Consider the following 7,884-nt stretch of genomic DNA (forward strand, 5'->3'; position numbering starts at 1 on the left):
GAACCGCTCTTCCGATCTAGACTTGAATGTAAGTTTAACTGATATTAAATTAAATCCTATCAGGACATAAAACGAACATTAAGGAGTAACACATGTCTTATCAAAACCGCTGGGAAACCGTTGATGTACAAGTTGATGCAGGTATTGCATGGGTTACTTTAAATCGCCCAGAAAAGAAAAATGCAATGAGTCCAACACTCAATAAAGAAATGATAGATGTACTTGAAACCTTAGAACTTGACCCTGCAGCGAAAGTACTTGTTTTGACTGGCGCTGGTGATTCATGGACAGCGGGTATGGATTTGAAAGAATATTTCCGCGAAGTTGATAACCAACCGGAGATCTTCCAAGAACGTATTCGCCGTGATGCATCTCGCTGGCAATGGCATTTACTTCGTTTCTATTCAAAACCAACAATTGCGATGGTAAACGGTTGGTGTTTTGGTGGTGGCTTCTCTCCTCTGGTTGCCTGTGATCTTGCCATTGCTGCAGACGAAGCTACTTTTGGTTTATCTGAAATTAACTGGGGCATCCCACCAGGTAACCTTGTAAGCAAAGCAATGGCGGATACAGTTGGCCACCGTACTGCGATGTACTACATCATGACTGGCAAGACCTTCTCAGGTGTTGAAGCTGCCAATATGGGCTTAGTCAATAAAAGTGTTCCACTTGCTCAACTTCGTGCTGAAGTAACTGAACTTGCCAACAACTTACTTGAGAAAAATCCAGTTGTACTGCGTACTGCGAAAAATGGTTTCAAACGTTGCCGTGAACTGACTTGGGAACAAAACGAAGATTATTTATACGCAAAACTGGATCAATGTAATCATCGTGATGATGAAGGTGGTCGTGAACAAGGTCTGAAGCAATTCCTTGATGACAAGTCAATTAAGCCAGGTCTTCAAGCTTACAAACGCCCTGCTTAAGCAGTATCAATTCACATTCGTCATGATGGACATGTAAGGAAACATTTGCCATGCAAAACGTACAGTTACTTATTCACGGTCAATCCGTTGCAGCAAGTTCAGGACAAACTTTTGAAAGAATCAGTCCGATCGATGGCTCAGTTGCTTCAATTAGTGCTGCTGCAACTTTATCGGATGTTGATCGTGCGATCGAATCCGCACACGAGGCATTTAAAACATGGTCTGCCCTTTCTCCAACAGACCGTCGTTTAAAACTGCTTAAAGCGGCCGACCTGATGGATCAAAAAACTGAACAATTTATTCAGAGTGCGATTCATGAAATAGGTTCAACTGCAACGTGGTATGGTTTTAATGTTCACCTTGCAGCCAATATGCTACGCGAAGCTGCAGCTATGACCACACAAATTGATGGCAGTATTATTCCATCAGATGTACCGGGCAATATGGCGATGGGCATTCGCGTACCCTGTGGTGTTATCGTCGGGATGGCACCATGGAATGCCCCTGTGATTCTTGCCACACGTGCATTAGCTATGCCTCTTGCCTGTGGTAACACTGTGGTCCTTAAAGCATCTGAAGCATGCCCTGCAACACATCGTCTGATTGGTGAAGTGTTACATGAAGCAGGGATTGGAGATGGGGTAGTCAATGTCATCACTCATGCGGCCCAAGATGCCCCTCAAATTGTGGAACGCTTAATTAGCCACCCACTAACCAAGCGTATTAATTTTACCGGTTCAACCCATGTGGGCCGAATTATTGCTGAAACAGCAGCAAAATATTTAAAACCGGTCCTGCTCGAACTTGGTGGAAAAGCACCTGTAATTGTGCTTGATCAAGCTGACATCGATGAAGCGGTCAATGCCGTGACCTTCGGTGCATTTTTTAACCAGGGTCAAATCTGTATGTCGACAGAACGTGTTCTTGTTGATGAAAAAATTGCTGATTCTTTTATCGAAAAACTCGTGGCGAAGGTCAAAACTATTCGCGCTGGCAATCCACTTGAGAGTGATGCCCCACTTGGTGTACTGGAAAGCTTAAAAGCAGCTGAACGTATTGGGAAGTTAATTGAAGATGCACGTGAAAAAGGTGCAAATTTACCACTTGGTTTGGACATCGAAGGTGCTATTATGCAACCTACAATAGTGGTTGATGTCACCAAAGAAATGCAGATTTATGCCGAAGAATCGTTCGGTCCTGTCTGCACAGTACAACGCTTTAAAACAGTTGATGACGCCGTAGAATTGGCAAATGATTCTGAATTTGGTTTGTCAGCAGCCGTGTTTAGCCAAGATTTAGCACAGGCGCTTGCCGTAGCAAAACGGATTGAATCCGGTATCTGCCATATCAATGGTGCCACTGTACATGATGAGGCACAAATGCCATTTGGTGGTGTCAAACAAAGTGGTTATGGACGATTTGGCAGTAAAGTTTCTGTGGCTGAGTTTACTGAATTACGTTGGGTGACCATACAAACCAGCCCACGCCACTACCCAATTTAACGAAAGTAAGAGAGTTGACATGAAGTCAACTCTTTTCGTTGAAAAAGAATAGATAAAAATACATGGAGTAATAACAATGGCACACATGACAGTTCAATCACATAAGTATCCTGAACGATTTGTTAAATTAGGCGGTCATGAAACACATGTTGAATATAAGAATGACGTCTTATACATTTCTCCCAAAGAACAACTTAAGCCTTATCCGCAAAAATTGACCGATCGTTTATTACAGTACGCAGAAACATACCCAAACCGTGTCTTCGCTGCTAAACGTGATAGTTCAGGTCAATGGATTGAACTGACATATGCAGAAACTGCGAATCGTGCATGGCGTATCGCCCAAGGCTTAAAACAATATCCGCATTTATCGACCGAACGTCCCATTGTTATTTTGTCTGGTAACGATCTCGAACACCTCACCTTATCCATGGGCGCAATGCTTGCAGGGATCCCATTTTCAGCTATTTCCCCTGCTTATTCTTTAATTTCCAAAGATTTTGGCAAACTCAAACATATCTTTGATGTCCTTACGCCAGGTTTAGTTTTTGCCAATGATGGGGAGGATTTTGCTACTGCCATTGAGCACTGCCGTAATGCTGATGATATTGAAGTCGTTACAAACTCTGGCAAACTCGGTGGAAAAACTTGTATTGCTTTCTCTACGCTTCTTGAGTCTGGAATTACAGATATTAAAGCGCACTACGAAACGATTGATGAACATCAAATTGCCAAATTTTTATTTACCTCTGGCTCGACCAAAATGCCAAAGGCAGTACCGACCACACATTTGATGCTCTGCACCAATCAGCAAATGTTGCTGCAAACTTTCCCTGAATTTGAGGAAACACCACCGATTTTGGTCGATTGGTTGGCATGGCATCATACCTTCGGGGGGAGCCATAATGTCGGAATTGCGCTCTATAATGGCGGTACGATTTATATTGATGATGGCAAACCGGTGCCAGGGAAAATGGATGAAACTATTCGTAACCTGAAAGAAATTTCACCAACGGTATATTTAAATGTACCGAAAGGTTGGGAAGAAATCACGGTAGCACTTGAACAGGATGCTGAACTCCGTGAAAAATTCTTTAGCCGTGTCAAAGTATTGTTTTTTGCTGGAGCTGCACTATCTGAAGCAGGTTGGAACCGTCTAGATCAGATTGCACAAGCCCATTGCGGTGAACGCATCCGTATTATGAGTGGCTTAGGCATGACAGAAACCGCGCCATCTTGTGTATTTACTACAGGTCCTAAAGTCATGGCAGGCTTTATTGGCTATCCAGCGCCGGGCTGTGAAGTCAAACTGGCACCATGTGGCGATAAACTTGAATTTTGTGTTCGTGGCAAAAATGTCATGAAACATTATTGGCGTCTGCCTCAAGAACAACAAGCTGATATTTTCGATGAAGAAGGGTTTTACCGTACCGGCGATGCCGTAAAGCTTGTTGATCCAAACGACCCAAGCCAAGGCCTTATGTATGACGGACGTATAGCCGAAGACTTTAAACTCAATACCGGCACCTTTGTTAATGTGGGCACCTTACGGAATAAAGTCCTGATTAATGGCAATCTGCTTATTCAAGATGTCTGCATTACCGGTTCCAACCTGAATGCGATTGGTTTTCTGATTTTCCCGAAACTTTCAGCTTGTGCTGAATATGCCGGTTTAGATCTTAAACACACGACGGCCCAAGAAGTGTTGAGCCACTCTCAAGTGCAGCAATGGTTTAAACAATTTCTGGTGGACTTCAATAAAGACGCTACTGGCAGTTCAAATACCGTATCAATGCTGTATTTAATGACAGAAGCTCCACAGCTGGATGCCGGAGAAACCACTGATAAAGGTAACTTAAATCAGAGTGGCATTTTAAAACGTCGTGCTGCCATGGTGCAGGAACTCTATGAGAAACATGTCAATAATCCACTGATTATTCGTATTCCAACCCTTAAACAATAAGCCCTTACCCTGAGTTTAGCAGCGCTTTTTATAGCGCTGCTTGGGCAGTTGCATCCAAATTAAGGATAATTCTATGCAAAAAGATAGTGATTTCGAGCTATTTCGTGATAATTATCAACGTTTTTTATCAGAACACGTTGCACCATTTTATGAAACTTGGGAAGAGCAAGGCTTAATCCCTCGTGAACTATGGCACAAGCTTGGGGACAATGGTTTTTTATGTGTTGATGTCCCTGAAGAGTACGGGGGCTTTGGTGCACCGATTCACTATTCACAAATGCTGGTCCAGGAAACAGCCAAAGCCGGTTTTACTGCCTTGGCAGTCGGTATTGGAGGGCAAAGTGAACTTGTCTCCCCTTATATCCAAAATATTGGTAGCGAAGAACAAAAACAATATTGGTTACCCAAGATGGTCTCGGGTGAGGTAGTCACCTCGATCGCAATGACCGAAGCCAATGCTGGTTCAGATTTACAATCAATTCGTACCCAAGCCATTTTAGGTGGCGATTATTATGTGGTGGACGGTTCCAAAACCTTTATTTCCAACGGACATCATGCCGACTTAATCGTACTGGTTGCAAAAACTGACCCGCAAGCACAAGCCAAAGGCATTTCCATTTTACTCGTTGATGCTCATTTAGATGGAGTGAAAAAAGGACGTGGCCTGAAAAAAATTGGACTACATGCCCAAGACACTGCTGAACTGTTTTTCGACCAAGTTCATGTACCTAAAAATCAACTTTTGGGTCAAGAAGGCCATGGTTTTAGCTATCTGATGCAAGAACTCCCACGCGAACGTCTCAGCATTTCACTCATGGCACTTGGGGCAATCCAAGGTGCCATTGACATTACTAAAGAGTATGTACTTGAACGTAAAGCCTTTGGTCAAGCTTTATCGCAATTCCAGAATACACGTTTTGTGCTTGCGCAAGCGCAAATTAAAGCACTTGCAGCTGAAGCATTTGTAGAACGTTGTAAAGACCTATATAGCCGAAATGCTCTAAGTGTGACTGAAGTGGCCGCATTGAAATATTTTATTACTGATACCCAATGTGAAGTCATTGACCAGCTCCTGCAACTGTTTGGGGGCTACGGCTATATGCAGGAATATCCAATTTCGCGCTTCTTCGTCGATGCGCGTGTGCAAAAAATTTATGGGGGAACCAATGAAATTATGAAGGAGATCGTAGCACGCGAACTCTTGGGGAAATAAAACACGCATGACTTAAAAACAATATTTTCAATAATGTTTCAGGATGAAATAATGATGAAAAATTTATGGATCACACCGTTTTTACTTTTAACTACACCTGCTTTTGCCAATAGTTTTATTAAGCAAAGTAAAGTGGATTTAACGGCTCGCAACTTCTACTTTGATCGCGATTTCCAGGTTGAAAACCGCTATCCGGCACTCCGGGACTGGAGCCAAGGCTTCATTTTAAAAGCCCAGTCAGGTTATACCGAAGGCCTTATTGGATTTGGTATCGACATTTTGGCCACCGCAGGGTTTAAGCTGGATGCTGATGCAAAGTATGGTGGTACAGGAAACCTGCCACGTAATGCCAGAACCAATGAGCCAGCAGATCAATATGGGGAAATTGGGATTACGGCTAAAGCCAAAGTTGCTCAAACTGAAGTCCGCATCGGTACATTACAACCGATGACACCAGTACTTGTTGGTTCCCCTGCGCGCCTGTTACCTCAGACCTATCGCGGGGTTGCAGTTCAGTCTAAAGATGTGCAGGGTCTCGATTTACAAGCATCCTATATAGACAAGGTTAATCACCGTGATTCAACCAATTATGAAAACATTAAAATCTCTGGGGTAAACGGCCGTTATAGATCGGTTGAAACAGATCATTTGTATTATATCGGCGGCCATTACGACCTCAACAATTATCCGTGGAAATTGACTGCTTTCCATATGGATGTCGATGATCTGTATCATCAATCATTATTGGGCGTTACCTACAAGTATGCCTTTACTGATGATACCGCGCTGACCAGTCAACTACGTTATTATATGAGTGACGCTGATGGTGCTGCTAAAGCAGGTAAAGTAGATAATAATCTAATCCATAGCCACTCAGAGCTAAAGCATCAAAACCATAAATTTATTCTTTCGACTTTCCATCATCTAGGTGACACAGCCTTTCCTTATCTAACTGGCGGTGAAACAGGCTTAACCATCGATACATGGACCGGCGAATTCTTAAATGCCAAAGAACGTGTTTATAGTGCCCGTTATGAATATGACTTTAAAGATTATGTTCCGGGTTTACGTTTTATGACTCGTTATACCTATGGTAGCAATATTTATGCGCCGCAACTCGGAGGCACCAATTTTGAGGAAGATGAACTCGACTTTGATATAGGTTATACCGTGCAAAATGGCCCACTGAAAAACCTTGGGCTACGTGCACGTTATGCAATTTATGATAATGATATGCCGATTACTGCCAATATTAAACCGGCTAATGAAACCCGTATCAATATTGATTACACATGGAAATTTAAATAATACCTTCAAAGGCTCTAGTTTTTAGGGCCTTTTTTATTTTAAAGGATGATAAATGAAATATTTATTTGGCATTTGGATCGGCCTAAATCTATCTGTACTCAGTTATGCAGATACACAGTTTTCCCCTCCACCACTTAAACTTGAACCCTTGGCCACTTTCAAGGTTGAATTAAATGCTCCAGTTTGGGAGTTAGGCAAAACGGCAGATATGGGACAAAGACGGATTATTCCGATTACTGGCGGCACTTTTGAAGGTCCTTCATTTAGAGGACGTATTCTCAACAATGGCGCAGACTGGCAAATCGTAGATAGCAAAGGCCTAGCGATTATCGATACACGATATCTTTTGAAAACTGATGACGGCGCATTGATTTATTTACAGACTAAAGGTTACCGACATGCTTCACCTGAAATTTTAAAACAGTTAAGTACAGGTAAAGATGTCGATCCAAGTCAGTATTATTTCAAGTTGACTATGCAATTCGAGACCAGTGCACCAAAATATGCCTGGTTAAACCAAACCGTAGCTGTAGGCAGTGCAATGCGTTTAGGTAAGGCGGTGATTTATGATGCATTCACCTTAAAATAAAAGAATTAGAAAAATTAGTATTTATAAAAATTGAAGGATTAATCACTATGGAAAACAAGATTCTGGAACATCTCCCACCAATTCATCATTTATTGGGGGGGCATAGTATTCAGTGGGATGCTGAAAGACGTCAACTTACCGTGAACTACATTGCGCTCGAGAGCTTTACCAATCCGCGCGGTAGCATCGAAGGCGGTATGATTTGCGCTATGCTTGATGATGCTATGGGGATTTTGGCAGCACTAAATCAGACTTCAAAACCTGCCGTGACGATTAATTTATCGATGGATTTTTTTCGACCATGTGAAGTCGGTGAAGTACAGGCAAAAGCGTGGTTTATTAAAGAAGGAAAAACAATTCTAAGTATCGAAAGTGAAGCATGG

General features: G+C 42.4%; 7 protein-coding genes. All 7 read left to right on the forward strand.

Going from position 1 to position 7,884, the window contains the following annotated elements:
• Window positions 1-92 precede the first annotated feature (92 nt).
• A complete protein-coding gene (locus tag B4033_RS05955; RefSeq protein WP_004892382.1) occupies window positions 93-926 on the forward strand; it encodes a p-hydroxycinnamoyl CoA hydratase/lyase in 834 nt (277 codons plus the stop codon).
• A gap of 50 nt (window positions 927-976) precedes the next feature.
• A complete protein-coding gene (locus B4033_RS05960; protein WP_163170341.1) occupies window positions 977-2,428 on the forward strand; it encodes an aldehyde dehydrogenase in 1,452 nt (483 codons plus the stop codon).
• A 76-nt stretch (window positions 2,429-2,504) separates the two neighbouring features.
• Window positions 2,505-4,391: a feruloyl-CoA synthase gene (locus B4033_RS05965; RefSeq protein ID WP_286832675.1), complete on the forward strand. Its 1,887-nt coding sequence runs from the start codon at window positions 2,505-2,507 to the stop codon at window positions 4,389-4,391.
• 73 nt (window positions 4,392-4,464) lie between these two features.
• Window positions 4,465-5,604, forward strand: coding sequence for an acyl-CoA dehydrogenase family protein (locus B4033_RS05970; protein WP_286832677.1), 1,140 nt, complete (start codon window positions 4,465-4,467; stop codon window positions 5,602-5,604).
• 54 nt (window positions 5,605-5,658) lie between these two features.
• Complete coding sequence (locus B4033_RS05975) at window positions 5,659-6,912, forward strand: OprD family outer membrane porin (RefSeq protein WP_286832682.1); 1,254 nt, start codon at window positions 5,659-5,661, stop codon at window positions 6,910-6,912.
• Between the two features lie 52 nt (window positions 6,913-6,964).
• On the forward strand, window positions 6,965-7,501 hold the full coding sequence (locus B4033_RS05980) for a DUF3237 domain-containing protein (RefSeq protein WP_286832679.1): 537 nt from the start codon (window positions 6,965-6,967) through the stop codon (window positions 7,499-7,501).
• A gap of 47 nt (window positions 7,502-7,548) precedes the next feature.
• Window positions 7,549-7,884: PaaI family thioesterase (locus B4033_RS05985; RefSeq protein ID WP_286832680.1), on the forward strand; the 336-nt coding region annotated here is incomplete at its 3' end.

Origin of the sequence: Acinetobacter sp. UBA3132 (genome assembly GCF_002364825.1) — a bacterium.
Taxonomy (GTDB): Bacteria; Pseudomonadota; Gammaproteobacteria; order Pseudomonadales; family Moraxellaceae; genus Acinetobacter; species Acinetobacter schindleri.

Excerpts from the sequence above, each read along its gene's own strand:
- B4033_RS05955 (WP_004892382.1), top strand. The coding sequence starts at position 93 with ATGTCTTATCAAAACCGCTGGGAAACCGTTGATGTACAAGTTGATGCA.
- B4033_RS05960 (WP_163170341.1), top strand. The coding sequence starts at position 977 with ATGCAAAACGTACAGTTACTTATTCACGGTCAATCCGTTGCAGCAAGT.
- B4033_RS05965 (WP_286832675.1), top strand. The coding sequence starts at position 2,505 with ATGGCACACATGACAGTTCAATCACATAAGTATCCTGAACGATTTGTT.
- B4033_RS05970 (WP_286832677.1), top strand. The coding sequence starts at position 4,465 with ATGCAAAAAGATAGTGATTTCGAGCTATTTCGTGATAATTATCAACGT.
- B4033_RS05975 (WP_286832682.1), top strand. The coding sequence starts at position 5,659 with ATGAAAAATTTATGGATCACACCGTTTTTACTTTTAACTACACCTGCT.
- B4033_RS05980 (WP_286832679.1), top strand. The coding sequence starts at position 6,965 with ATGAAATATTTATTTGGCATTTGGATCGGCCTAAATCTATCTGTACTC.